Origin of the sequence: Candidatus Cybelea sp. (assembly GCA_036489315.1) — a bacterium.
Classification (GTDB): domain Bacteria; phylum Vulcanimicrobiota; class Vulcanimicrobiia; order Vulcanimicrobiales; family Vulcanimicrobiaceae; genus Cybelea.
Genome location: DASXFZ010000002.1, coordinates 1 through 24,644, shown reverse-complemented (window position 1 = coordinate 24,644; position 24,644 = coordinate 1). Strand labels below are relative to the sequence as shown.

The window sequence follows — 24,644 nt, the reverse complement described above, 5'->3', positions numbered from 1 at the left end:
ATGATATTGAAGCAATTAAGAACGAGATTTCTTCCATCGAACTGGATGGTATACTCGTTGGTATTAGGGAGTGATTGATTCAGCTCAATGGGCGTGAAGGTGCCGGATGAAAACTTGAGTAGGTGCCAAGAGGAGCCTTCTGGTTCGTAAATGATGTAGAGGTTACCAGAATTGTCGAAAGTACCCCTAAGAAAAGTCCTATTCGAATACGGGCCGTACACTTGCGGCGTTCCCGACTCATTGGCGTACAGATACACGCGGTCGTTGCCTAGAACGGCCAGGTCATTCGTCGTTGGGTCATAAGCGCAGGGACCGTCGACTGACAACGTATTAATGGGCGCCGTACCGCCGTGAGCAAATTCCTGCAGGCCCGCCGTATCGCGAACAAAGATATTGCCATGCGAGTCCGTACACATCTCAGTTGCGTACTGAACTCCGGGGATACCCATCACGAAGACTCTTCCGGGATAGGTGTAGACGCTTAAATCATTTGACCGCGAAGTGTGGTGCGAAACATACAAAAGGTCGCCGGAGTAGGCGCCGTTCTGTAACGTAGAAGATAGCGAGGAAGCCGGAACAACGGGCCTTTGCCCCGAGCCGCAACCGGTGAACGCGAAAAGCGCCGCCGTTAAGCACGCGCCGAAAAGATAATGTGGATTCACTTTCTGCTCCTTAAGGGCCGTACGGCTGTATAATGTTCGGGAGCGGGCGTGAGGTTCCGTCTTCCCGTCGATACTGCTTCGCCACCGTTCATCATACTTGTGCGCAAAATGGTCGGGGGACTCAGATTGGCGCGGTCGGCTAGCTTTTCGAGAGTAAGACTTTGCAGTATTGTATCCAGCAGTGATGTCGCCGAAAGTGTCGCCTCTGCAGGTCTAAGGCATCGCCGTCAGCGCCGGCTGCTGCCAGGTGCCGTCGAGGACCTGTCTCGCCGGATAATAACAACGTAAGACCATAAAGAATGGTCCGTCCGGACTCGGAAGCCAATTTGGTTCTTTGTCCGCTCCCGGCGATGTGCTTTGAATGTAGAGGCTGAAGCCGTCGTCGGGGTCTTTCGTAAGTTGCGGCAACATCGGCGAGTTGATGAGGTAACGATTCAGCGGGTTTGCGACGAGCAGCTGCTCCGGTAGGTTGTACATCGTCAGCGACCAGAATGCATTGACTGGCGGAAACTGACCTGGCGCAAAACGCAGCAGGTAGGCCTCGTTACCGGTGAGCGGCTGACCCGCCGGTCCGGTTACGTAGCCGAGGTAGACCGCTTCGGCGGCCGTGTTGCCTAAGATTCCGTACTGAGCGGCGACGGCGCGTTTCAGGTACGCGGTACCGAGCTCCGATCGAGATCCGAAAAGGTCTGCCGAAGTTGTGACTTCCGCTCGCGCCGCGTCTATCTGCTTTTGTCCGGCCGCCATTCCCGCAAGAAGTGCCTGCTGCTGCGCAGCGGTAAGCGTGTTCGGGTTACCAAGCGTGGCCAGACCGTCACGAATGGCCGCCTCGTCGGGGAGTGGAGGGCAATACGTTAAAACGCCCGCCAAGATATTGAAGAACTCAAGAGAGGTGCGCTCTTCATCCGCTCTTATCGGCGCAATCCAATCCAGCGCCGCTGCGGGGACCGGTGGCGCAGTCTCAGCGTATGCCGACAGGGGTGCAATTTTATACTTTGCCTGAATCGCCTTAACGGCGTCGAGGTCCGAAGGGCCGAAGAGCTGCGTGCGGTAGATGAGGAGCATTAGGTCGGTCTCAGACCGAACGACCTTTTTTACACCTGGTGGAGTTGTGCCGTCCAATCGGGCCCTGCCATCAGGAAGTCGCCGCCGTCGTTTCCTGTAGCCCTCGTTCCGAGATAATCCGCGTTGTAGGTATAAAGGTCGACACACTGCACCGAATAGTAGCGATTTGCCTCGATAGCTGGAAGTGTGACTACCCAGGGTTCGGTGCGAAGGTCGAGCAGGGCGAACGAGTACGGAGTATCCGAGTTCGGCGTCTGGACTGTCGTATCGGCCGGCGTGTAGACACTCGCCGTATTGTAGAGCATGTTGACGGGACACTTATACGCCGGGCCGCCTTTATCGGCGAAGTAGCCCCATAAGATCCGGTGAAGGTCTACAATAGGAAAGCCGTAGACGTAAGCTTCCTGGCCGAGCGACGCTAAGTCATCGGACATGGGTTAATTCCTTCATAATGTCGCCTTTCGTAGGGCGGCGAGTGTTGCTCCGCTCTCTTCGACGGAGGTTCGGCGTTCCCGTCGTCTTCGAACTCAAGCCGAAAAGATGACTACTTCAAAATCTCGAAGTAATGAGGCTGCTCGGTCCACTTGCCATTCCTGAAGTGTAGCGTCGCCACCGCCTTTGCTTTGGTCGGGCAGTAGAGCGGTGCGCTCGACGTGTAGTATGGCCCGGTAAGCTGCAGCGAATCGCCGTGTGTGCCGTTGACTACGCCGGCCGAAAGGTCGCACGGGTTCCGTGCGGAGAGCGTCGTCACTACCGCCTGCATGGCCGCTCCGAAGTAGAAGACGTCCACCCGCGCCATCCCGCAGTCGGCGCCCGTCTCGTGCGACTGCAAGACGAGCTGCTGCGAGCCCGCGCCCATAAACTCGCCGTCGATGGCATAGAAGGAAAGACCACCGCACGCCACTGGTTATGCATTCCCTCTCCTGCGAGATAGACGAGCCGGCTTTGTACGATCGTGCCCGGCAGCTGCGGCGAGAACGTATAGTGCGGCGGCTCGGCCGCGCGGGCTAACGCAGAGAGTGCGATCAAAGGGCAGCCCGACCAGGCCGCGAGCCGTCGATATCGGCGGCGACCTTGCCGTCGTGCAAATCGAACGTAACCGAAGGTGAGGTCAGCAGCTGCAGCGCGAGCAGGCCGGCGTGTAGACCGTTGCGGTGAACGCCTCGATCCAAGCGCGCAACCCAAAATGCCGCATCGTATCGCGCATCCAGACCGCCGCGTGGTAGTCCCCGGGCGTACCGGGATAGCGATAGCGTTGGTTGAGGATCTGCGAGCTCGCGCGTGCGCCGGCGGCGCTTGGGATAGGCAGGAACGGCGGTTTCCGGCTGCGATCAGGCCGGCGGCGCGCCGAACGAAGACTCTATAAAGCAGCAAACGATCGAACCTCCATCGCGTGCATTGCCTCGCCGATGGCGCACGCCTTGCTCGCGTTCTGCCGGGCACCGGCCGGCAGAGACTACTTCGCTTGAGGGTCTACCGCGATGCTGTCGTAGAATTCCGCCGCGATATCGATTGAAGAGCGCCCGATGCTTCCCAACGGATAGCTGTTGGCCTGCACGCTCCCAACGGCGTGCGACTGGTTCAGGAGAGCAAAGCTCCCCGTCCAAAGCGTGTTTTGCGACTTGTTCAACGAGATGCCGGTATAGTAGCCGTTTGGACCCGAGCCGTAGGTGAACGTCGATGTGGGCGAGCCGGTCCAGGGCTTTTTGAACACGGCGAGCGTGTTATTCTCGCCGATGGTATTTAAGATGAGGTTCCCCCGGATGTCGAACGTGATGCCTTCGGGCACCGTACCGGACTCGATTTGCTGGAGAATCGTGTCGGCACCGGTACGCGTGTTTACCGAGACCAGAAACGGTTGGCCGTTGCTGTTGTAGCCGTCAGCCAGCAGCGCGCGGGCGTTCGCGGCTAAGTATTCCACCTCGTTCAAGTGCGAGGTCACGAGCGTGCGCGTTGGGGTCCCGCCGCCGGCTTCGATCTTGCTTGCGGCAAAGAAGTCGATGGCGTTGTCACCGGCGTTAGCGGCGAATAAGTCGCCCTTCCCGTCGAACGCGATTCCGATCGCATACGGCCCTTGCGACAAGTTCAGCGTCGCGAACAGCGTGATCTGCTTGCTCTTCACGTGCCAAACGGTGACCGTCTCAGACCTCGTGCCAACGGCAAGGTCGCCGGACCGCGGATCGACCGCCAGACCGACGCCGGCGCACGTACACTGCGAGATCATCTTTAGCGTTTTCGCGCGGTAGACGTCGACGTTACCCATCTCTCCATTAGAGGCAAAGATCCAGGTCTCCGCCGGCGGCCCTTTCCCCTCATGCGCGTTGGGCTTCGAGAAGGTCGGGCTCGCTGGGGGCACCCGCTCTGCGCTCGCCGGCCGCGGAGCCGCGCTCGATGCCGGAACTGAGCTCATTCCCTGGCATGCTGCCAGTAATACAACGAATACCGGTGCAGCCGTTGCCCCCAGAGCCATGGTCGAAAGCGTGCGGCGCATCGTAGTCCCTTTCTTCACGAGTGCCTCCTAGGCGCTCCCCATTTAGCATCGCTCGGCAGGATGAAGAATCTATGAAACAAAGGCTAGCGTGCAATGCGATATGCGTTGGTACGGATCTGGGCCGTACTCACCATCGGACTGCTGGCCGGCGTGCTCGGCGATGCGGGGACCGAGTTTTTCGCAACGTTTGGCTGGCTGGGCGGTGCTGCGCGGGATGTCGACCATCAGGGAGTCCTGCCGGCCTTCGCCATCACGTTGCTGCTTGCCCTAGGCCTTGGCGCTTACATCGTTAGCGCTCGCATCGCGCCAAGCGATCCGCTTGTGCGCAGGCTCGATGACTTGCGCGCACGCGCCGTCGACGCGCTTGCGGCGTTTGCCGGAAGCTGCTTCGTTGTCGTCGCGATGGAAGGCTACGAAACGCACTTCGGCGGCCTAGCGCCCTTCGACGCGCACTCCGTCGTCATCGCACACGCTCCGATTCTCGTCTTATCCTTTGTGGCGATCGCCGTCGCCGCACGGATGATGCTCGGCGCGGCGATCCGCTGTGCTGCGCGCGGCGGCGCTTTGGCCGCGGCATTCGTCACGTCGTTCCTGCGCATCTCCCGCTCGTTCCTGGCGACCCCTAAGCACGCGACGATGCCTCACCCGCAGACGAGTTGTTCTCACGTCGCACCCGAAATCGTCAAGTCGCGAGGTCTCCGTGCTCCTCCGCACACGCTCCTGAGTCCAGCCTAACTTCCGCAAAAGGCTGCGTCGCGCGTTCGTTCACGCGCCGCTTGGGGGTGAGTTTCATGCGAACGGCCAGTCGTATTCTTTGCGTTTCCTTTGCCTTAGCGCTCTCGTTTCAAAACTCCGAGGCAGCCGAGCTCGTGACGGGCGCGATCTTGGGAACCGTCTCTACTGCGGCTCGCGCCCCGATCGCCAACGCGCGCGTCGCGGCGACCTCGCCGTCGGGCCGCTACACCGGCACGACCGACGCGAGCGGCCGTTTCACGATTCTCGGAGTTGCGCCCGACACATACGCCGTTAGCGTTGAGGCCAAGGGTTTCGAAGCGGCCGATGCGACGGTCATCGTCCTGCCGGGCGAGCACGAGCGCCTTGCGGTCGTCTTGCTCGCGAAGCTCAAAGAGATTGCAGAGGTCGAAGCCAAGGGCGAAGCGTTTGCGCTCGGCAGCACGAGCGACGTCTTCACCGTACAGGGTGAACAGGCGCGAGCCGGAACGCCGCAAGCCTCCTCCTCGGGTCTGGCCAACTATTCGCGCGATTCCATCCAGGGCGCAATCTCCAACGTCCCGGGCGTCCAGCAAGACTCATTTGCGAACGTGATCGTACGCGGTGGAAAAGTGCAAGACACGGTGTACGACTACGACTCCGTTCCAGTTCCGCAGGGTCTCATCGCGGAGCCCGGAGGCAACATCGTGGGCGCTCAGCTCGGCACAGCGGGCGTCGGCTCTGCAACGGTGACGCTCGGCGGTTACAACAACGTCAGTCAAAACGCCCTTGGAGGCGTCGTTAACGAAGTGCCGCTCACCGGGATCTACCCCGGGACGGAGGTCCTCGAAGTCGCCGGCGGCATCGGTACACAGCTTGGCGAGGTGAAGTTCACGGCACAGGAGGCGACGCCGGACCTACGCTGGCGCTACGCGCTTTCGGCGACGAGCGGCAGCGAGTATTTTCCCTATGGCGACGGTCACACGTTCTATCCGGCGGAGATCGGCACGTACGGCCTCGGCTTCCAGACGCGTTCGCAGTACGCGATCGCCGGCAACGTGCATTTTGCCACGACGCCGAAGGACGATCTGTCGGCCGTCTTTCTCACCGGCGCGGCCGCGTACCAGCAGTACGATTCGCCGTATCAGGGGCTGCAGTGGTCGACCTTCAATAGCCCCACTGCCGCGTTTCCCGGCCAGCCGGCCAATCCGAACCAACAAGTCGACACACCCTCGATCGCACGAGGGACCTACGGCGTTGAAAAGCTCCAGTGGGTCCATAATTGGCCGCACTCACTGGGGCGGCTTCAGCTCTTCCAGTCGCAGATCGGCGCCGTCGCCAACGGTCCCGAGTGGGACGACCTCTCCTTTCCCGACGGCGTTATCTCGCTCTATTCGACACAATCGCAGCGCGAGGACGGAATCGGCTACGACTTCGAGGATCAAGCCAACGACAAGAACGACTTTCGCGCGGGCGCGCAGTACGACGTTAATACGAGCAGCATCTACCAGATCGTTCCGACCGTGCCGCAGATCGTTACCGCCGCGCCTCGCCTAAACCAGTATCTCGTCTACGTGAGCGACACCTGGAGTGTAACGCCGAGTCTCTCGGCGATGGGTTCCCTTCGTTACTCCGGCCAGCACTCGCAGACCAGCGACACACCGCCGGTCATCTACGGCGACGGCGCCCTCGACCCGCACCTTGCGCTCGCATACTCCTTCGGCGGTCAGAACGCCCTGCGCGCGACCTTCGACCATAACTCGGTGATGCCGCTGCCGCTCGAGGTTCAGCGTACGTGCGTCCCGGCGAACGCCTGCAGCGATGACTCCGGCGGTAAAGCCAACGGAGCGATTCCGAGCTTTCCGCTGGCGCCGGAGACCGCAACCGACTACGCGTTCTCCTACGAACACGGTGGCCGAACCCAGATCCGCCTCACGTACTTCATCGAACTGGAACAGAACGTCATCGACGTGCTTCCGACGAACTATCGCAACGCGCTCAACGCCGGCGAAAATCCCGACGCGATCGGGGTTCCGACCAACGCCGGAGAGCTGCGATCACACGGGATGGAGCTGTGGGTGCAAAACGGAGGGTTCACGCTCGACGCCAACTACAGTCATACGCTGTCGTCGAGCATTTACCAGTTCGCATTCAACGATCTCAACGCCCCGGCGGTCCTCGCGGGCCACCTCTTCCCCGCGAACTACATTCCGAACTTTACGGCGACGGCTTCGTACGAGCTCGATTTCCTGCAGCGGCGGCTGCGCGTGACGCCGCGACTCTCGTACGAGAGCGGTTATCCGTACGGCAACGGTACGATGGTCTGGCAGATCGTTAAGGGTAAGCCCGTACAGATTCCCAACGACAACTACGTCAATCCCGGGTACAATTATTACTTCTTGAGGAACCCGTCGCTCCCGTACAACGTCACGACGAATCCATATATCGCTACTCTTGGCACGAGCGAAGGGGCCGATCCGAACACGTTGCGCACGACGCCGCAAACCCTCGCGTCGCTGCACGTTGAGGGCGATCTCTCGCCGCGCATGACCGCGATTCTCGACGTCGTGAACCTCTTTGCCACTGCCACGCCGACGCAGCTTCAGGGCAACCCGTACCTCATCGGGCCGCCCGGATACGCCGGCGGAAACGCCTATTACGAGCGGGCGTACGGCGCGCAGTACTGCAAGAAGTGCCTCTATACACTCGGCAACGGCGTACCCACGAACGACGGGCAGGCGCCCGCCGTGCCTTGGCAATACGGCCTCGCAGGATACGTACCCGAAGGGTACCCGCTGGCCCGCTCGGCTTTGTTCCGTGTACGCTACCGGCTTTAGCCGATCGAGCCGGGAGGTGAGCTTGCGGGCGCCCCTTCGACCCGTGCCGAAGCGTCTCGCAGCTTGGAGGTACGCGCGATGACGCTCGATCGATTGGCGCTGGGCGGTTTGACGGCCGTTGCTCTTGCTTTGGCCGGCTGTGGCGGCCGGCAGTCGAGCGCGTCGACCATGGTGCCCGTGGCCGGAGACGCGCAGGGACAAGCACGCCGCGCATCGGGTTCGAGCGGCGACGTGCTCTACGTATTGATGAGTCGCAAGGCGTACATCGTCTCGCTGCCCGGCCTAACCAAACTCCACGTGATGAACGGCACTTATGGTAACGTTGCCGTTTCGGACCCGAACAACGGAAATGTATTCTTAGGTAACTGCTGCGAGTTTGCGCATGGGAGCAAGGTGCCATTTGCCCATTTCTCCGGAGTCTCGGGCGAAGCCGCCCACGATGCGGCGTTTGACCCGACGACCGATGCCCTGGCTTTCTCGATGGGGAAGGAACCTTCAAATGGCAGCGGATGGATTGCGGTATATGTTAATCTGAACCATAAGCCAACGCTGTATACCGACCCGAGCGTAAAGTACTACGGAGGACTGGCGTACGATGGCCACGGCGACCTCTTCGTTCTGGGGAGCGATGCTTCGGGCAGCGGATCGGTAATCGGAGAGCTCCCGAAGGGCGAGAGCCATTTTACGAATTTCATACCCAGCCGGAGCGATGGTTTTGGCGATGCGTCCCAAGTCTTTTGGGACGGCAGCTATATCGTCATTCGAGCTCGTTCGAAGTTCGATCGCGTCGCCTTTTCGGGATCGAGCGTAAGTGTTGTGGGCCAAACCCTGCTCAAGGGTGCCTTTAACCCCTGGTATAGCGGTTTCTGGCTGCAAGACGGCACGATCTATGGTCCTCACCTTGGCGATGCCCCGCACAACGGCCGGTATCTCGGGTTGTGGCACTATCCGCAGGGCGGGAGTGCCTACGCCGTGATGAAGGACCTAAACAGCAACCAGAAGGAGCGCATAACGGCGGTCACGCTCTCCGTTGCGCCGAGCGCTGCGCGCGCTACCGCTGCTCGTACCAGCGTGTCAGATCGGTCTTGAGCTTCGCGAGCGCCGTTGCATCGATATAGGCCATGTGCCCGGCCTCGTAGTGCGCGATCGTGAGATTGCGTCGTAAGTCTGCCGGCAGATGGAGATGCGCGAAGTCGTATTCCTGCTGGAAGTACGGCGTCGAGAAATCGTAGTACCCCATCCCGGCGAAGACACGCATGCTCGGATTCTGCGCCATCGCTTCGGAGAGATCGACGATCGTGTTGGGCAGCTGCAGCAGCGCGCTCGTGCCGCCGAGATCGGTCTGGTGCTTCCAGCTCCACTGCGGGAGCACGTCGATGAGCGGCAGATATTCGAGATCCGTTCGATAGCCTAACTGCGTGCGCACGTAGTCGTTGAAGATCGCCTGTACCTGCGGCGTGGTGGCGAGATCGGACGTGTCCCAGACCGGCTCTTCCCGGTTTCCGACCGGATCGTATCCGGAGTACCGCGCGTCCATATAGCCGACGACCCTCCCCTTATCGCGAAGCAGCTCGCTGCGAAATCGCCCCGGCGCGATCCGCAGATTCGCTGCGCGAATCGTCGCGGGCGAGAGCCCCGTGTAGGCGCTAAGCTGCGCGACAATCGCCTCGCGGCGCTGGGCCGGCAGAGAATCCCCCGCGGCCAGCGCCGTCAGATAATCGGTGAGCGCGAAGTGCTGGACTGCAGCGAGAAACGCCGGCAGATCGTTGGGGCGATTGGGTACGCGGTGGTAGTACCACGCAGCAGCAGCTTCCGTCGGAAGAAACAGCACGTACGGCCAGTCGTTGCCCCCGACGCTTGCGTCGTCCCAGAGCAGATCGACGTTGAGCACCGACGACATCAGCACGACGCCGTTGAGATCGATCGCTTGCCCGAAGCCATTCTCCAAGAGCCGCGCGAGCGCGGCGGAGCGAAGCGTGCCGTAGCTTTCGCCGAAGAGATACTTCGGTGAGTTCCAGCGCGAGTACGCAGTGAGATAGAGCCGGATGAACTGCGCGAAGGCGGCCGCGTCCGCGTCGACGCCGTACGCGTCGGAGGGCTTACCGCCGGGCAGCAGGCGGCTGAAGCCGGTTCCCAGCGCGTCGACGTAGACTTCGTCGGTGACGTCGAGCAGCGAATACTCGTTGTTGACGACGCGATACGGCGCGGAAACGCTCTGACCGGGAGGCGGCACGAGGACGCGGACCGGCCCGAATGCCGCCATCCGCTGCCAAACGCTGGAACCTCCCGGCCCGCCGTTGTAGAAGAAGGTGACCGGCCGTGCGGACGACTCCGCGCCGTCCTTCGTGTACGCCGTGTAGAACATCGAGATGTCCGGCTGATTCTTGGCGTTCTTCAGCGCGATCGTGCCGGCCCGCGCCGTATACGGCAGATCGGTGCCTCCGATGTGCAGGACGTGATGTGTCGTCGCGAGTGCGGGCCCCATCGCCGCGAGCAGAACGGCTGCAAGAATCATCTCTGCGCCTTCGTTTCTCAGGCGCGTCGCCCATGCCCGCGTAGGTCCGTCCTTCGAGCATTTCGAAAAGGCCACGCATGCGCAGGTTCGTCAGCGTGCCGATCGTCGCAGCCGGCGACGGCTTCGTGACGCCGGCAAGCGGCAGCGAACCGCCCGTGCCGCGGGCCTTTCGCTGGCGCGAGCGCTCGCTGGAAGTCGCCTCGGTGCTGCGGACCTGGCGCTCGACGAAGACCGATCGCGGCGACGCTTATCTCAAACGGCAATGGTTCGAACTGCAGACCGCAACCGGCGCAAAGCTCGAAGTCTATTTCGATCGAGAGGCGCGCCGCGGCGCCCCGCAGTGGTGGCTCTACACGATCGACGAGTAGTGCTAGGGAACAGCGGCCCTCTTACGGTTTTTCGCTGACGATGTGCGCGGTCTTGATGTAGTCGAGGTTCGGAAACGCTTTTTCGAGGTAGGCGTTGCCGTGCGCCGCGATCATCGCCTGGCCGGGGCGCTCGCCATACCCCGGATACAGCTTTTCAACGGTGGCCATCCCGCTGTGAACCTTTCCGATCGGCGCGAAACCGGATATGTCGAGCTTCGGGTTGTCCGCCAAGTTGATGAAGAGGTGCGTCGATCGCGTGTTCGGCTGCATCTCGCTGGCGAACGTAACGGTGCCGCGGGTGTTCGACCCTTTGACCGGATCGTCGGGAATATCGGCGCTCCACTTCTTGGTGACCGCCGGATCGGCGGCCGCGCCCCACTGCACGACGAAGCCCGGAACGACGCGGTAGAAGCGCGCGCCGTCGAAATACTTCGCCTTGACCAGCTCGTAAAAGTGCTGCGCGCCGATCGGCGCGAGGCTGCGGTCCACGTCGATCACGACCGGTCCGCGGCTCGTGTCGAGCGCGACCCGGTACGTGCCGGTCGCACGAGGCCCCTGCGAGACGGACTGCTTTGCGGCGCTGTTGCAGGCGACGAGCGCGAGTACGAAGGCGGCGGCGATTGAGAGCTTCATCGCCGCTACGGTTTGCCGGAATCCCGCTGGAACCATCCACCACGGCTGCGGCGTCTGCCCCTGTCTGCCGGTCCAGCGCCTGTGCTATGATGGCGGTCCGGAGGTAGCCGTTGTGAAGATCACTCCCCTGAGTCCGATCGTGCTCGCCGCCGTGATGTCGGCATGCTCCTCGAATGCGCCGTCCGTACCATCGGCAGCGCGGACGGCAAGCCAAGCAGCGCGCGCCGACACGGAGGCCTGTCCGAAGTCGGTCCTCTACGTTTCCTCCGCCCAAAACGGCACCGTCGAAATCTACGACCCCACAAAGCTCAAAGGTGATCCCTGTGGCTCGATCACGGGATTGCAGGCGCCGCAGGGGCTATTCGTCAACTCGAAGGGTAATCTGTGGGTCGCCGACTCGGCGACGCAGCGCGTGTACGTCTTTGCGCCCGGCAGTCCCGGCGCGATCAAGACGCTCAACGACCCCGACGGCCAGCCGGCCTCCATCGCCGTCGACGAAAAATCGAACACCGTGTACGTGACCGAGTACGTGAACAATAAGGACGCGACGAACCTCGTGCAGGTCTACGAAAACGGCAGCACGATACCAACCTCGGCGCGCAGCGACCCGAGTGCCCGCAACGGTGGATTCGCCGCCGTGGACGATCGTGGAAATCTCTACGTGACCTTCATGACGCAGAGCAACACCGCTCAGGTCGACGAGTGGCTCGGCGGAAGCGGCGTGCCCAAGAATCTCGGGCTCAAACTCGTTTCCGCCGGCGCGATCGTCACGACGAAGGACGGCGCGCTCGCGGTATGCGATCCGTTTGCCTACCGGTGCGGTGAGTTCGCCCGCGGCTCGAAGCGCATGTCGCACGTCTTCGGCCACATCGGCCTAGGCGTACCCCCGGGAATGAAGCCCGATAAGCGCGATTGGCTCCATCCCGACGCCCTCGCGATCGACGGCGCCGAAGATCGCGCTTACGTCGCCGCCGAGACGCTCAGCGGCTGGAACTACCCCGGACCCGCAAACCGTCCGAACCACAAACCCTTTGTGGAAGTTCGCGTACCGGGGCTCGCCGGCGAAGGCGTTGCCCTCTATCCGGCGTCGCCCCCGGGACGGCCCTACTAAGAAACGGCATCGCGAGGAAAGCGGGGCGCCGTCGGGCAAACCGGCCTTGTGATCAAATCATTACATGTTCTCACCGCCGCAACGGCGAGCGTCTTTCTTGCGAGCTGCGCCGGCGCCGGCTCGCCTATACAGCAACCGGCCGCGCAATCGCTCAATACCCATACCTACCCCCTCGGGGCGTACGGCTCGGTGTCAGGGCCCAGGCTACTGCGCGCCGGAACACGCAGCGCGCACGGAAGTCCGTCGTACGCGGCCAAGGGCACCTCACAGCTAGCCTACGCGTGTAACCTCGGCGCCGGTGAGGTCGACGTTTTTCGTCAGCGCGGCAAGAACCAACAGCCGATCTATACGATTACCGACGGAATCCTCGGCCCCGGCGGCCTCACGACCGACCAAAAAGGCAATCTCTACGTTGCCGACGAGGGACCAATTAGTGGGAAGTGGACCGTGCAGGTCTACGCACCCGGCGCAACGTCTCCGACCAAAAGCTACACGACCGATCTTTCTGGACCGACCGATTCGGTCGTCGGCAAAGACGGATCGATCTACATCGCGAACTTCAACGGCGACAGCAATGGCTGGGTGACCGTCTATCCCAAGGGAAAGGTTTCGAAGGAGTACCGCCTCTCCGATTTTAACGGAGGCGCCCCCCTTTCGGTCGCGCTCGACGCGAAAGAGAACCTCTACGTGATGTACGATATCAACGACGGCAGCGCGGTCAACGAATACAAGCCCGGCGCGAAGACCGGTACGAATCTCAATCTCGCCTTTGGCAGCGGAGGCGGCATCCAGGTCGACTCGGCCGGCAACATTCTGGTGGCGCAGCAACTGAGTCCATCCGAAGTCCTGATCTTTCCGCCTGGGCAAACGCAGCCGTCGAAGTCCATCTCCATGCCCGGAGGCGGAGAGCCGTTCAATCTCGCGTTAAATCATAAGAGCCAGGCCCTCTTTGTCGGGGAATACTTCACCGCCAACCAGGTCGACCGCTTCGCCTACCCGTCCACGAAGTTCAAATACGTCATTGCGAACGGCTTCAACAATCCGTCCGGAGTCGCAGTCGCTCCAACGGAGTTTTAGCCGGCCATCCGACCCAAACCTAGGCGATCGTGGCGCCCTTGGTTTCCGGCGCCCACAAGACTGAAATAGCGAGACCGATTGCGGAGAGCGCGCTTGCGCCGAGTATCACAGCCGTTATGCCGAAGCGCGCGATCCCAATCGGCAGCAAGAACGTCCCGATGAACGCGCCGACGCGGCTGATTCCCGCGGAGAAGCCGGCCGCCGAGGCGCGAATCGCCGTCGGGAAGAGCTCTGCGGGATAGACGAGTTCGAGCACCGTCGCCGCGCCCATACCTAGCGCGTACCCCATGAAGCAGAGCACGACGATCGCCGTCCCGGAAAACGGAAGTATCGCGAACGCGACCGTCGCAGCCGCGAATCCCGCGATACAAACTGGCCGGCGTCCCCACCGCCCGAGCAGCGGCATCGCGATGAATGCGCCGCAGGCAAAGGCTGCCGTGATCGCTATGCTGCCCGCCGGCGATCCGCTATTGCTCAGGCCGAGGGCCGAAAGAACCGACGGCGCGTACGTGTAGATCGCAAAGAGCGGCACGACCTGCAGCAGCCACATCACCGAGACGAACGCCAGCTTTCCGCGAAACGCCGAGTGAAAGAGACGTCCGAACGAGACGCGCTCCAGTTCCCCCGCATCCCGCGCCGCCAGCCACATCGGCGATTCGGGTGCGGACGCGCGCAAGAGCAGTCCGCCGATCGCAAAGATCGCCGGGCTCGCGAGAATCCACTTCCAGCTCTCGGGGCCGGTCCGCAGCAGCGCGTAACCGGAGACGTACGCGACGGCCGCGCCCAACGACCAGATGCCCTCCATTGCGCTCAGGGCGGCGCCGCGCCAGCGTTGCGGCGTGAACTCGGCGACGATCGCCGTCGCAATCGGATAATCGGCGCCGATCGCCACGCCGAGCAGAAAACGAAGTGCGATGAGCTCCCAGGCAGCGGTCGCGAAGATCTGCGCGATTGCGATGACGACGAAGGCGGACAAATCGGCGATCATCAGGATGCGCCGCCCGTGGCGATCCGTCAGGTGCCCGAAGATCGGCGCACCAACGAGGATGCCGAAGAGCGTCGCCCCGCCGATGAGGCCGGTCGTCAGCGCGTTGAGTTGAAAATGCGGCGTCAGCGTGATCAATGCCAGGCCCACGCTGCTCAGGATATATCCGTCGCAAAAGACGCCGGCGTTGGCGTAGATGAAGATCGTGTACGGGAAGCGCTGCTTTTCTATTTCGCCGCCGGCCGGGGCACTCCGGCTAGGCCCTTTTCCAGACCAGCACATTGGAGCTGCCCCAGATCTCCGGCGGCAGCGTGCGGATCGTCAGCGTATCGCCGCTTACCTTGAACTGACGCTCGAGCGTCGTTCCGATGAGATTCGTAAAGACGCTGACCTCCACGTGATGGAAGACGCGATCGCCGCGCACCTCATAACGACCCGCGTACGCAAGAAAGTTTAGGAGCGATTCGCTGCGCTGCGCTTCAGATGCCGCGCTGCCCGACGGCGATTTCAGCTCGGGACGATGCGAGCCCGCCAAGACCGCCGCCATTCGCATATCGGCGCTGTAGATGAGATACCCGATCGGCTCGGGGCCGAAGCGCGGTTTGCGCGAGCCGCTGCCTTCGTCGATCTCGAAGCTCACGAGGCTCCACGCACCGACGACCCCCTCTCGTGCGACGACCGGTGCGGGTGCGGCGCCAAGCGTCGCGAGCAGTCCAAACGACGCGGCGAGTTCGAGCACGCCTTTGCGAGAAACGCCTCTCGAAGAATCTTCCACGCGGGCACGTTACGAGCGTCCGCGCTGCAAACCTGCAGCAGCGTGCGCTTGCCGAACCGGCCATTTGACGATACGCTCGACGGGCGGATGGGAAAGCTAGCGTTAATGAAGCAAAAGAGAGGCCGAATCTACGCCGGAGCGGCAATCGTGCTTCTCGCGATCGTCGCAGTGGGATTTTGGCAGTGGAAGAACGTCGCTCGCGCGATCGTCAACGTTGCCGCGGTCTCGATCGCGAAGGTCCACCTCTCGTTCGCTGAGATCTCGCTGAGTCCTAACCGCGCAGTCCTCGACGGTGTTGTGGTGACCTCGCTTGCGAACGAGCCGATCGCCGATATCGGCCGCCTCAGCGTTACGTACGATCTGCGCGACCTGCTTCCCGGCGGCGGGAAGCGCCTCTACGGCTTGGAGAGCATCACGGCGGAATCGCCGCACGTTACGATCGTCCGTCACCCCGACGGAACGTACAACGTTCCCAATCCCCAGGTCCCCACCGGAAATCGCGCGCAGCCCGCGCCGATGATCCTGCAGGCCCGCGTGCGCGGCGGCTCGATCGAAATTCGCAACGAGAGCCGCAATGCGCCGCCGAATCAGCGCCGGCTCTTTGCGCGCAACGTCACCGCCGACGCGAACATCTCGTCGGCGACCCGGTCGACGTATACGGCCTCGCTCGACTACGGCGAACGCCCCGGCAGACTCTACCCAGTGCGCGGGCGCGGCGACATCAACTTCGCCGGCGGCTACATCGACCAGCGCTGGACGGCCGCACAGCTGCCGATTGCCGCAGCCGTCAACTTCTTCGTCGACTCGCCGGCGCTGCACGTCGACGCCGGAATGCTGCACGGCGCCGACGTGCGCTCCTATGGGCTTCCCGATCCGGCGAATAAGCTGCAGCAGCATCTGGCCGCCAACGCAACGCTGAGTGGAGGCCGAATCACGCTGCAGGGCTTGGCCGTGCCGGTCGAAGGCCTCAGCGGCACGTTCGACGCCTACGACAACGGACTGCTCACGCCGAAGCTGACGGCCAAGCTCGCCGGAACGCCGGCGATCGTCAGCGGGGGAATCTACGACCTGCAGCAGCCGCACCTGCGACTCGTGGTAAAGGGCACGGGCGATCTCGCCAGAATGCGCGTCGCGTTCGCGCAGGCACGCAGCCTCCCGATGCGTGGGCCGCTGGCGTTCTCGCTGCTCGTTCAAGGACGCGCGGCAAAACCGCTGATCTGGATCGATCTGCGCTCGCCGTCGGTCACGTATGCGAGCGCGCCGATCGACCGGCTCGGCGGTTTCGTCGCGTTTGACGGCAGCGAAGCCGACCTCGTCGATTTCACCGGCGATTATCGTGCCGGCGCGCTTGCCGCACGCGGCCGGGTGGCGCTCGTCAAGCGCCCTAACGCGATCGAGGTGCTCGCCCGCGCGCACGCGCCCCCGGGGGCGATTCCGTATGCGAACCAGTTGCTGCCACAGCTTTCGCTGGACGCAGTCGCGCTGGCAACCGCGCAAAACCCCAAAGAGATTACACTGCGCGGCTTGCTCTGGGGCGCAAGTGCGAAGCAGCAAGTCGACGCGGCCTTCGACGTCGACGGCCGCGGCGTTGGCACGATCGGTCCGCTACACGTACGTGAAGGTCCCGGCTCGCTCTACGCACGGGTCGCGCTCGACCGCCCGCACGGCCTGATCGTCGGGCTCGCTCGCGTCAACGATTACCGCTTGCCGCAAGCGCATGCCACGCTCAGTGCGACGCTCTTCGGCGGTCAATCGAAAACCACGTACGCGCTGACCGGCGTCGCCGACGCGAGCACGCAGTGGGGCCGCGCACAGGTGCAAGCACGGCTTGCCTCGATCGCCAACGAGCTGCACGGCGGTTTCTCGGGACGCGCCGGCGGCCAAGCGAGTTTCGTCGCGAGCGTTGCGGGCACGCCCCAGAAACCGCGCCTTACGGGCAGCCTTGTCGTGGCCGGCGGACGCTATCGCGATTTCGACGTCAACGGCGCCGCGGCGGTTGCGTTTGCCGGCGATACGCTGCATTTGCGCGATGCGGCGGTTGCGCTCGGGCCGCTCTTCGTCGCCGCCTCCGGCACCGTCACGAACCTGCTTCCGGGAGGCGCCTTGATGCCGCGCTACCAGCTCGCGACCGAAGTGCACTCCTCCGACGTGAGCTCGCTCGTCGCGCAAGTGCAGCCGCGCGCGGCTCCCCTGGTTGCGGGGAGCGTCGACGCAAAGCTCGACGTGCACGGCACCGGCGCGCATCCGTCGTTCGCGGGCACGGTAAACGCGCCGGAAGGGTCGGTCAACGGCCTTGCCTTCCGTAACTTCCACGCCAGCGTCCACGGCAGCTCGAACGCGGTTTCGATTCGAGCCGGCCGTGTGGTCGTTGGCTCGACCACGCTTGCGTTGAGCGGTGCCGCAACGACACGCGGCGATGCCGGCGTCGCGGTGAGCGCCCCGCGCGCGGATCTCGCGGATTTCAACGATCTCTTCGATGCCGGCGACATGCTCGCGGGAACGGGCTCGGTCGATCTCTCCGCAAGCACGCACGGAATGCAGCTGCTCGCCAGCCGAGGCACCCTCAATCTCACCGGCGCGCGCTATCGTCAGCTCGCGCTGGGCGACGTTTCGGCCGATTGGCACAGCGCCGGCAAACGGATCGCCACCAACGTGAGCCTCGGCGGCCCGACCGGTACCCTTCACGCTTCCGGCAGCGTAATGCCCTCGGTGATGAGCGCGAACGTGACCGCGCACGCGCGCAATGTGGATCTCGCCACGTGGCTGCCGATGCTTGGATACGTCGTGCCGGTTACCGGCAGGCTCGACGCCGACGCCAGCCTCTCCGGCAGCTATCCGGATCTCTCGATGAATGTTCGCGCCGCCGTCGCCAACGGAACGGCGGGGCGTCTGCCGGTACAAAAGTTCGAGATAAGCGCGTCGGCCACACACGGCCGCGGCACGATTCGATCCGCCTCGGTCGAGCTGCCCTCGCTCTCGGCGACCGCTTCGGGAACCTTCGGTTTACGCGAGAGCGATCGGCTCGCGCTCGTCGCCAGCATCACGAGCCCCAACGTCGGCGCGTTCCTCGATGCAGCCGGCCGTAAAGCGTCCGGCATAACCGGAACGCTCGCGTCGACGCTGCACGTCGAAGGGACGCGCGCGCAGCCGCACCTCCGCGACGAGCTCGCGCTGCAGGCGTTGCAGCGAGGCAATCTTACGATTCCGCGCGTCTACGGCGTCATCGACGCCGACCGCCGCTCGGTTGCGCTGCGTAACGGCGAGATCGATTTCGTGCGCGGCCGCGCGCTGCTCGCCGCCGAAGCACCGATTCTCTTCAAACGCAGTGGCATCGCGGTCGGCGCCGGCGGGGTCTCCGCAACGGTGACCGCCGACGACATCGAGCTCTCGAACTTCGCGCAGCTCTTGCCGAAGGACACGCAGCTTGCCGGCCGCATCGACGGCAGCGTGGTCGCGAGCGGCTCGATCGACGCACCGCAGCTCCGGGGCTCGCTCGCGCTGCGCGACGGCGCATTTAGCGGGCCGATGGAAAAGTCGCCCGTGACCGGCCTCGCAGGGCAGCTCGCCTTCGCCGGCACCCACGCGACGCTCGAGTCGCACGCCACCGTCGGCGGCGGCGCGATCACCGCACAAGGAACCGCGTCGGTCGTCAATCTGCGCAATCCTGCCGCGGCCGCCTTCAATCTGCAGGCACGCGCCGATAACGCCCGCCTCGATCTGCCGAACTATTTCACCGGCAATGTCAACGGCAGCGTGTCGCTCGCGCATATGGTTGCCGACGCACCGCAGCTCAGCGGAGACGTCGCGCTTTCGAAGGCCCGCATCCCGATCGATGCCTTTCTCAGCGCAAAAGGCGGCGACAATTCCAAGGCGGCGTTGCCCGACGTTGCGTTTTCGAACCTGCGCGTCAGCGTTGGAAGCGACGTTCGCGTGCAGAGCAAGAACGTCGACATCGGCGCGACCGGCGATCTCGCGATCAATGGAACGCTCGCGGCTCCCTCACTGGACGGCACGTTTAGCTCGACCGGCGGGTTGCTGAGCTTCTATCGCTCGTTCAATCTGCAGAGCGGGAAGGTGACGTTCTCGCCCTCGAGCGGCTTGGTCCCCGACGTCGACGCCATCGCCACCACCTACGTTTCCAATCCGCCGACAGCGATAAGCTTGAAGGTCAGAGGGCCGGCAACGAACATGAACCTGACGCTGGACTCCGATCCGTCGTACAGCCGCGAGCAGATCCTCGGCCTGCTCGTCGGCGCGCAGCAGTTCGGCGCGGTGCGGGGCGTCAACTCGACGGGCGGCACCGGGTTCTCGGCGACCGGCGTCGCGTCCCAAGTCGCACTCGGCCAGCTCAACACGCTTTTTACGCGTAATCTGCTGCAGCCGCTCTCCTCGTCGGTCGCCGGCACGCTCGGCTTCACCGAAGTGCAAATTACGAGCGATATCCAAACCGGTATTGGGGTCAATGCCGTGAAGCGGCTCGGAAAGAACGTCAACGCCGTCTATTCGCAGACCTTCGGATACCCAAGAACGCAGGCCGTTACGTTCGAAGCCAATCCGAGCGTTGGCACCGGATATCGTTTGAGCTGGTACACGACGGTCGGCCCGACGCTCTTCGTACTGCAAGGTTCGCAGCCGGCCGCAACCGACGTGCTCAACCTTAATCGCATGACGCAGCTGCCGCCGCCGACCGGCACGAACGGCATCAACCTGCAGTATCTGAGGAAGTTCCCGTGACGAACGCAACGCTGCGCCGTGCGCTGACGTTGGCGCTCGCGCTCTGCCTCACCGGCGTTTCGCCAAGCGGTGCGACCGGCTACGCCGATGTCGCGCGCCTGATCGCAAGCCATCCGCTGCACGCCGTCCTGGCCGGATACGACCGTGAGATCGCCGCGCTGCGCACCACGCTGCGCGCCACCGGGCTCACGGATCCGGCGGCTCGCACGGAGCACGCCGCCGCCGCCCTGCAAAGGAGCGCCGCGGCCACGCGCGCGCGCGCGCTGCGCCTCGACGCCCTCAACACCTCTGCCGATCTGAATACCGAGCGCAACGCAATCGCAACGATCGTTAGGCTGCGGGGAACCGGTGATCTCGAATCCTCGTCGTACGGTGTCGAGCTCGATCGCGAAACCTCGGCGAGCCTCACCGCGTTCGAAGCGGCGACCGCCCAGCGCACCACGCGCGCGCTGGAAGCGCGTCGTCAACAGCTGCGCGAGAACGAGCTGGCGCTGGCGTATGCCCTCGCGCGGCGCGACGCTGCGGAGCACTTGCTGCTGCAGCTCAAGCTCACGCATCTGCACCTCGACCGCACCGATCGGGCCGCACTCGAAGCGCAGCGCGCCGCGCTCGACCGCCGCGAAGCCGACGCAATCGCCGCGCTACGCCGCTCCGATGCCGCAACGCTGGCCGCGTACGAGCGCGAGCTGCGGGCGCAAGCAGCCACTGCCAACGCGCAGATGACGTCGCAGCTACGCGGCACGGCCGCCGCCAATCGAACGATCCACGGCAGCGTCGTCCGCGCCGAATCCAGCGCCGCCGGAGCGCTGCCCAATTTTCCCGCGCAGCTCGCGCTCTTTCGCGCAGGCTATCGTTCGGGTGCACAGGCGACCGATATCGCGGGCAACCTCTCCGCCGCAAGCGACGATATCTCGAGGCGCTTTGGAGCGCTCGCACGGGCCGACCGGCAATCCCGCTCTGCCGCGCTCGCGCAGATTCGTACGCTTCAAGCGCAGCGCGACGCTCTCTACCATTCGATCGTGGCACAAATCACGCGCGCCGCAAGCCGGATTGCCGAAGAACGCCACCTCAGCGGCGTGAGTGTTGCGCCGGCACGTCGCGCCGGCAGCGTCGATCTCACCGGTGCGATACGTTCGTCGCTAGCCGGCTTCTAGCGCACACAGAAAGAGTCGCGAGCGAGCTTGAGTAAGGGTTGCGCAGTGCTGCTTAGCATACGGAAGAGGTTCATCGCCATATGAACGCTCGGCGTGTTCTCTTGCTCTTCGTCGCTCTCGCGGTTGCCCCGGCGGCCACGCCTGCACCGCAGCCGCGTGGGCCGCTGACCGATGCCCAGATCGCGTCGATCGATAGCTTCGTGACGACCGAGATGGCGCGTTCCCACGTTCCGGGTGCGGCCGTCGGCGTTTACAGCCGTGGCAACGTCCTATTGGCCAAAGGCTACGGCTTCGCGAACCTCGAGTTGAGCGTGCCGGCGAAACCCGAGACGGTTTTCCAATCAGGTTCGGTCGGCAAGCAGTTCGTGTCGGCCGCGATCATGATGCTCGTCGAAGAAGGCCGCGTCTCGCTCAATGACAGCATCACCAAGTACTTTCCCGGTGCGCCGGCAAGCTGGAAGCCGATCCGTGTCAAGAATCTTCTTTCGCACACCTCGGGCCTTGCGGAGTACGAGTCGCCCGAGAGAACGGGCCCCAAGGGGCCATTCTATCTGCGTCTGGATTACACGGAATCCCAGCTGCTGCACAAGATCGAGGCGCTGCCGATCGAGAATCCACCCGGCGCAAAGTGGAACTATCGAAACACGAGCTACGTGCTGCTCGGCTTCCTGATCCATCGGGTTACGGGTACGTTCTATGCAGATTATCTGGCGAAGCGCATCTTCAAGCCGCTAGGTATGAGCTCTACGCGGCTTATCAGCGAGGCGGACATTATACGGAACCGGGCGGCCGGGTATCAGTGGGAAGACGGCGCGCTCAAGAATCAAGACTGGGTCTCGCCGGCTTTCAACTCCACAGCCGATGGTGCGCTGTACTTCAACGTCGTCGATTTGGCAAAATGGGATGCCACTCTCTACACGACGCAACTGCTCAAAGAGTCGAGCTTGGATGCAATCTGGACGGTCTATAAACTCAACGACGGAAAGCCGAACGACGGCGACTACGGGTTTGGCTGGGAGATCACGACTCAGAACGGCCATCGCCTCATCGAACACGGTGGCGCATGGCAGGGCTTTACTTCTCAGATCTCGCGCTACCCCAACGACTCGCTGACGGTCGTCGTGCTCGCCAACTCCGACTCGGCGCGTACCGACTACATGGCGCACGTGGTTGCCGGCCTCGCCGACGCGTCGCTGCTTCCGCAAAAGCTGACGGCGATCGCCGACTCAGCGCCCCGTATCGCCGCGTCGCTGGAATCGCTGCTCGATCGCATCGCCGGCGGCGCGAATATTCGTCCCATCGTCTCGCCGCAGTTTGCTCGCGTGGTCACGCCCGACGCCACCGCTAGGGTTCGGCGCCGGATTGCGCCGCTATGGCCTGGCGGAGCGCTCACGCTGGTCGCGCGCATGCCGTCGTCTGACGACCCGTCGTTGGCGGTCTCGCGATTTCGCCTTGCGAAAGGCCCGAGCTCGATGCTGATTTGGTACGGCCTGGACGCTCACGGAAAGGTGGATACGCTCCTCTTCGAGCCGGATCAAGAGTACCGCTCACAGTGAGCTCCGAGCCAGGATGAGCGGACTTGACGCAATTCTTGCGCGGCTAGATCTCGAGCGACGTACGCTTGCGCCGGAGGGCTGCATGCTCGAAGCGCTCCCTTACGTTTCACGCGTTCGCTGCGGCGAGTCCGAGCGTCACATGATTTCATTCTCTTCCTTAACGGATGAGAACGCGGATCTTATTATCGCCAAAGAAGCTGCTCACTACCGGAGTTTGGCGACCCAAGTTGAATGGAAGGTCTACCGACACGATCGCCCTCCGGATCTCTTGCAACGCGTCGAGCGATACGGCTTTACGCCCGGTCCGCGGGAAACCGTACTCGTGCTGGATTTGAATGACAGGCCGAGCTGGATCGACGAGCGGCCCTCTCACCTCGTTAGCCGCATCGAAAACAAAGACGACCTGGAACTATACTGCCAATCGGCAAAGGAGATTTTCGGAACAGACCACGGGCCTACCGCCCGGGAGCTGCTCGCGGGCATAGAGAGCGGTTCGTTACACCACCGCGGCTATATCGCGATCGAAGGGAACGCCGCGGTAAGTACCGGCCGGCTGTATATCGATCCCCAAAGCGCTTTCGGAGGCCTGTACGGGGGAGGGACGTTGGATCGGTATCGTCACCGCGGCTTCTACCGCGCGACGGTCGCGGCGCGCGCACGGGATGCCATCAGCCTCGGAGCGCGTTACTTGATCGTCGACGCTCTTCCCACGAGTCAGCCAATCCTCGAGCGGCTTGGCTTTGTTCGTTTAACCGACACATGGCCGTGCACGCTTGAGCCGCATCGAGGTATCTAGAAATTGAACCGAATGGCCTACGCTCCGGGCTCGCACTCAGAAACGGCGGGCGGAATCATAGGGCTGGTCGGACAAAGATAGGTCATGGGCACTGTCAGATCACGTTTTTTTACGGCCTGCGCCGCGATCGTCCTCATAGCTGCGACGCCGCCCGACAGCGCCGTGATCCTCGGTTCGCGACCGAACGACGCCAACGCTTACCAAATCGCAGTTGGTTCGGATGGCAGCGCTTCGATCACCAGCGCATCTGGATTCCGGGCGTTTACGCTTCCCGAAGCGGTCGTCAAGCATCTCTTTGCTGCCCTCGCGGCATCGGGCAAAGACTCGATGAGCGGCGCGTGCGCAAAGAAGGCACCTTTTGATGCGACGATTCGCGTACGCTGGAACGGGTGGGTCTCGGGCGACGTTACGTGCCCGCCGAGCGAACCGGACCCCGTGGCCGCGGTGGCGCTGAACAACGCCGTTATGCGGATCATCGTGCTCGCGGGGCCGCCGGCCGCGACTCCACGCAGCCAGTTACCGCCCGAAGACCAACCGCCGAACTGAATCTGGAAAGGGACTCGGCAAACACGGTGGTTGGATCGTGGGAGACCGCAGCGCGCAAAGCCGGCGTTACATTTACGGAAACCGGCGTTGCAACGTTTTTCAACGCCGGGCACATGTGCCCGACGTTCTGGGCAACGTATACCGTGCGTAACGATAAGGTTATCTCGACCGAGCTTTCCGGTCACCGTCGTCGGATAATGACGCTCGGATCGGACGGCCTGCTGCGCGACGCGACGTCTGTGTACCGCCGCGTCAACTCAGTTACGTTTTCGACGCACGGATACTTGCGCTGCTGACCCGTCGCCCCGGTAAAAAAAGATCCCGGCTCGCGTTGGCCGGGATCTTTTGCCCGTGGAGGTGAGGAGGAACTACTGTAGTGAGTTAGAAGTTCGTTCGCAAACCTTTACCACTTTATCCAGGATCATGTCGGCGGTAGCGGTCCACACGAACGGTTTGGGGTTCTTGTTACGTTGTCGGACGTAGGCGGGGATTTCCCGCTCGAGTTGCGCCACACCGGTGAAGCTGCCATTGCGAATCCGACGCTGCGTGATCTCCGCAAAGAAGCGCTCGACGAGGTTGAGCCAGCTGGCGCTGGTGGGAGTGAAATGAAGATGAAACCGCGGATGCT

General features: G+C 63.1%; 22 protein-coding genes and 1 pseudogene. 12 read left to right on the top strand and 11 right to left on the bottom strand.

The genetic code is table 11. The features are described 5' to 3' along the window. From VGG51_00635 to VGG51_00610, 6 genes and pseudogenes are all read right to left on the bottom strand, one after another. A partial coding sequence (locus VGG51_00635; GenBank protein HEY1881531.1) for a hypothetical protein occupies nucleotides 1–662 on the bottom strand: 662 nt, incomplete at its 3' end. 213 nt (nucleotides 663–875) lie between these two features. Further along, on the bottom strand, nucleotides 876–1,409 hold the full coding sequence (locus tag VGG51_00630) for a DUF1214 domain-containing protein (protein HEY1881530.1): 534 nt from the start codon (nucleotides 1,407–1,409) through the stop codon (nucleotides 876–878). 291 nt (nucleotides 1,410–1,700) lie between these two features. Beyond that, nucleotides 1,701–2,032: pseudogene (locus VGG51_00625) on the bottom strand (DUF1254 domain-containing protein). Between the two features lie 239 nt (nucleotides 2,033–2,271). Continuing rightward, entirely contained in the window at nucleotides 2,272–2,631 is a 360-nt protein-coding gene (locus tag VGG51_00620; GenBank protein ID HEY1881529.1) for a hypothetical protein, read from the bottom strand. Nucleotides 2,632–2,752: 121 nt separating this feature from the next. After that, on the bottom strand, nucleotides 2,753–2,899 hold the full coding sequence (locus VGG51_00615; GenBank protein ID HEY1881528.1) for a hypothetical protein: 147 nt from the start codon (nucleotides 2,897–2,899) through the stop codon (nucleotides 2,753–2,755). A gap of 284 nt (nucleotides 2,900–3,183) precedes the next feature. Continuing rightward, nucleotides 3,184–4,083 carry a hypothetical protein gene (locus tag VGG51_00610; GenBank protein HEY1881527.1) on the bottom strand — a complete coding sequence of 300 codons (900 nt, stop codon included), beginning with the start codon at nucleotides 4,081–4,083 and terminating at the stop codon, nucleotides 3,184–3,186. A 228-nt stretch (nucleotides 4,084–4,311) separates the two neighbouring features. Between VGG51_00610 and VGG51_00605 the strand changes: the two genes are divergently transcribed. The 3 genes from VGG51_00605 to VGG51_00595 all read left to right on the top strand — a co-directional run bounded on the left by VGG51_00605 (nucleotide 4,312) and on the right by VGG51_00595 (nucleotide 8,855). After that, nucleotides 4,312–4,953, top strand: a complete 642-nt coding sequence (locus VGG51_00605) for a hypothetical protein (protein ID HEY1881526.1) — start codon at nucleotides 4,312–4,314, stop codon at nucleotides 4,951–4,953. Nucleotides 4,954–5,087: 134 nt separating this feature from the next. Then, nucleotides 5,088–7,766 carry a TonB-dependent receptor gene (locus VGG51_00600; GenBank protein ID HEY1881525.1) on the top strand — a complete coding sequence of 893 codons (2,679 nt, stop codon included), beginning with the start codon at nucleotides 5,088–5,090 and terminating at the stop codon, nucleotides 7,764–7,766. Between the two features lie 78 nt (nucleotides 7,767–7,844). Continuing rightward, nucleotides 7,845–8,855 (top strand): hypothetical protein, encoded by a 1,011-nt coding sequence (locus tag VGG51_00595; GenBank protein HEY1881524.1) that lies wholly within the window; start codon nucleotides 7,845–7,847, stop codon nucleotides 8,853–8,855. Here VGG51_00595 and VGG51_00590 read toward each other — a convergent pair. Next, nucleotides 8,818–10,281 (bottom strand): hypothetical protein, encoded by a 1,464-nt coding sequence (locus VGG51_00590; GenBank protein ID HEY1881523.1) that lies wholly within the window; start codon nucleotides 10,279–10,281, stop codon nucleotides 8,818–8,820. The two genes, VGG51_00595 and VGG51_00590, sit on opposite strands and share 38 nt — an antisense overlap. Before the next feature lie 77 nt (nucleotides 10,282–10,358). On the opposite strand from VGG51_00590, the gene VGG51_00585 reads away from it, so the two are divergent. Beyond that, nucleotides 10,359–10,649 carry a DUF6504 family protein gene (locus VGG51_00585; protein HEY1881522.1) on the top strand — a complete coding sequence of 97 codons (291 nt, stop codon included), beginning with the start codon at nucleotides 10,359–10,361 and terminating at the stop codon, nucleotides 10,647–10,649. A gap of 21 nt (nucleotides 10,650–10,670) precedes the next feature. On the opposite strand, the gene VGG51_00580 is transcribed toward VGG51_00585, so the two are convergent. Then, nucleotides 10,671–11,282 (bottom strand): peptidylprolyl isomerase, encoded by a 612-nt coding sequence (locus VGG51_00580; protein HEY1881521.1) that lies wholly within the window; start codon nucleotides 11,280–11,282, stop codon nucleotides 10,671–10,673. Nucleotides 11,283–11,394: 112 nt separating this feature from the next. On the opposite strand from VGG51_00580, the gene VGG51_00575 reads away from it, so the two are divergent. Both VGG51_00575 and VGG51_00570 read left to right on the top strand, forming a co-directional pair. Then, the gene (locus VGG51_00575) at nucleotides 11,395–12,393 is read left to right on the top strand and encodes a hypothetical protein (GenBank protein HEY1881520.1); all 999 of its coding nucleotides are present in this window, start codon (nucleotides 11,395–11,397) and stop codon (nucleotides 12,391–12,393) included. A 48-nt stretch (nucleotides 12,394–12,441) separates the two neighbouring features. Then, a complete protein-coding gene (locus VGG51_00570; protein ID HEY1881519.1) occupies nucleotides 12,442–13,470 on the top strand; it encodes a hypothetical protein in 1,029 nt (342 codons plus the stop codon). Between the two features lie 19 nt (nucleotides 13,471–13,489). Here the strand turns inward: VGG51_00570 and VGG51_00565 are convergent, their stop codons facing one another. Both VGG51_00565 and VGG51_00560 read right to left on the bottom strand, forming a co-directional pair. Further along, complete coding sequence (locus VGG51_00565) at nucleotides 13,490–14,737, bottom strand: MFS transporter (GenBank protein ID HEY1881518.1); 1,248 nt, start codon at nucleotides 14,735–14,737, stop codon at nucleotides 13,490–13,492. Then, nucleotides 14,712–15,230, bottom strand: coding sequence for a lipocalin-like domain-containing protein (locus tag VGG51_00560; GenBank protein HEY1881517.1), 519 nt, complete (start codon nucleotides 15,228–15,230; stop codon nucleotides 14,712–14,714). The genes VGG51_00565 and VGG51_00560 overlap by 26 nt, the downstream gene beginning before the upstream one ends. Before the next feature lie 105 nt (nucleotides 15,231–15,335). Between VGG51_00560 and VGG51_00555 the strand changes: the two genes are divergently transcribed. The 6 genes from VGG51_00555 (at nucleotide 15,336) to VGG51_00530 (ending at nucleotide 24,312) form a co-directional block, all read left to right on the top strand. After that, complete coding sequence (locus VGG51_00555; GenBank protein ID HEY1881516.1) at nucleotides 15,336–19,964, top strand: translocation/assembly module TamB domain-containing protein; 4,629 nt, start codon at nucleotides 15,336–15,338, stop codon at nucleotides 19,962–19,964. Then, nucleotides 19,961–21,118: a hypothetical protein gene (locus tag VGG51_00550; GenBank protein ID HEY1881515.1), complete on the top strand. Its 1,158-nt coding sequence runs from the start codon at nucleotides 19,961–19,963 to the stop codon at nucleotides 21,116–21,118. Before VGG51_00555 ends, VGG51_00550 begins: the two co-directional genes overlap by 4 nt. A gap of 80 nt (nucleotides 21,119–21,198) precedes the next feature. Further along, complete coding sequence (locus VGG51_00545) at nucleotides 21,199–22,674, top strand: serine hydrolase domain-containing protein (protein ID HEY1881514.1); 1,476 nt, start codon at nucleotides 21,199–21,201, stop codon at nucleotides 22,672–22,674. Nucleotides 22,675–22,756: 82 nt separating this feature from the next. Next, complete coding sequence (locus VGG51_00540; protein HEY1881513.1) at nucleotides 22,757–23,470, top strand: hypothetical protein; 714 nt, start codon at nucleotides 22,757–22,759, stop codon at nucleotides 23,468–23,470. A gap of 84 nt (nucleotides 23,471–23,554) precedes the next feature. After that, nucleotides 23,555–24,016 carry a hypothetical protein gene (locus VGG51_00535; GenBank protein HEY1881512.1) on the top strand — a complete coding sequence of 154 codons (462 nt, stop codon included), beginning with the start codon at nucleotides 23,555–23,557 and terminating at the stop codon, nucleotides 24,014–24,016. A 26-nt stretch (nucleotides 24,017–24,042) separates the two neighbouring features. Continuing rightward, on the top strand, nucleotides 24,043–24,312 hold the full coding sequence (locus VGG51_00530; GenBank protein ID HEY1881511.1) for a hypothetical protein: 270 nt from the start codon (nucleotides 24,043–24,045) through the stop codon (nucleotides 24,310–24,312). A gap of 72 nt (nucleotides 24,313–24,384) precedes the next feature. On the opposite strand, the gene VGG51_00525 is transcribed toward VGG51_00530, so the two are convergent. Further along, nucleotides 24,385–24,644 (bottom strand): IS630 family transposase (locus tag VGG51_00525; GenBank protein HEY1881510.1); only part of this gene is annotated, 260 nt, incomplete at its 5' end.

What these genes read in the sequence shown, in the direction of transcription:
- VGG51_00630 (HEY1881530.1), bottom strand. Translation starts at nt 1,409, where the DNA reads ATGGCGGCCGGACAAAAGCAGATAGACGCGGCGCGAGCGGAAGTCACA.
- VGG51_00605 (HEY1881526.1), top strand. Translation starts at nt 4,312, where the DNA reads ATGCGATATGCGTTGGTACGGATCTGGGCCGTACTCACCATCGGACTG.
- VGG51_00595 (HEY1881524.1), top strand. Translation starts at nt 7,845, where the DNA reads ATGACGCTCGATCGATTGGCGCTGGGCGGTTTGACGGCCGTTGCTCTT.
- VGG51_00590 (HEY1881523.1), bottom strand. Translation starts at nt 10,281, where the DNA reads ATGATTCTTGCAGCCGTTCTGCTCGCGGCGATGGGGCCCGCACTCGCG.
- VGG51_00585 (HEY1881522.1), top strand. Translation starts at nt 10,359, where the DNA reads ATGCGCAGGTTCGTCAGCGTGCCGATCGTCGCAGCCGGCGACGGCTTC.
- VGG51_00580 (HEY1881521.1), bottom strand. Translation starts at nt 11,282, where the DNA reads ATGAAGCTCTCAATCGCCGCCGCCTTCGTACTCGCGCTCGTCGCCTGC.
- VGG51_00565 (HEY1881518.1), bottom strand. Translation starts at nt 14,737, where the DNA reads ATGTGCTGGTCTGGAAAAGGGCCTAGCCGGAGTGCCCCGGCCGGCGGC.
- VGG51_00555 (HEY1881516.1), top strand. Translation starts at nt 15,336, where the DNA reads ATGAAGCAAAAGAGAGGCCGAATCTACGCCGGAGCGGCAATCGTGCTT.
- VGG51_00545 (HEY1881514.1), top strand. Translation starts at nt 21,199, where the DNA reads ATGAACGCTCGGCGTGTTCTCTTGCTCTTCGTCGCTCTCGCGGTTGCC.
- VGG51_00540 (HEY1881513.1), top strand. Translation starts at nt 22,757, where the DNA reads ATGCTCGAAGCGCTCCCTTACGTTTCACGCGTTCGCTGCGGCGAGTCC.
- VGG51_00535 (HEY1881512.1), top strand. Translation starts at nt 23,555, where the DNA reads ATGGGCACTGTCAGATCACGTTTTTTTACGGCCTGCGCCGCGATCGTC.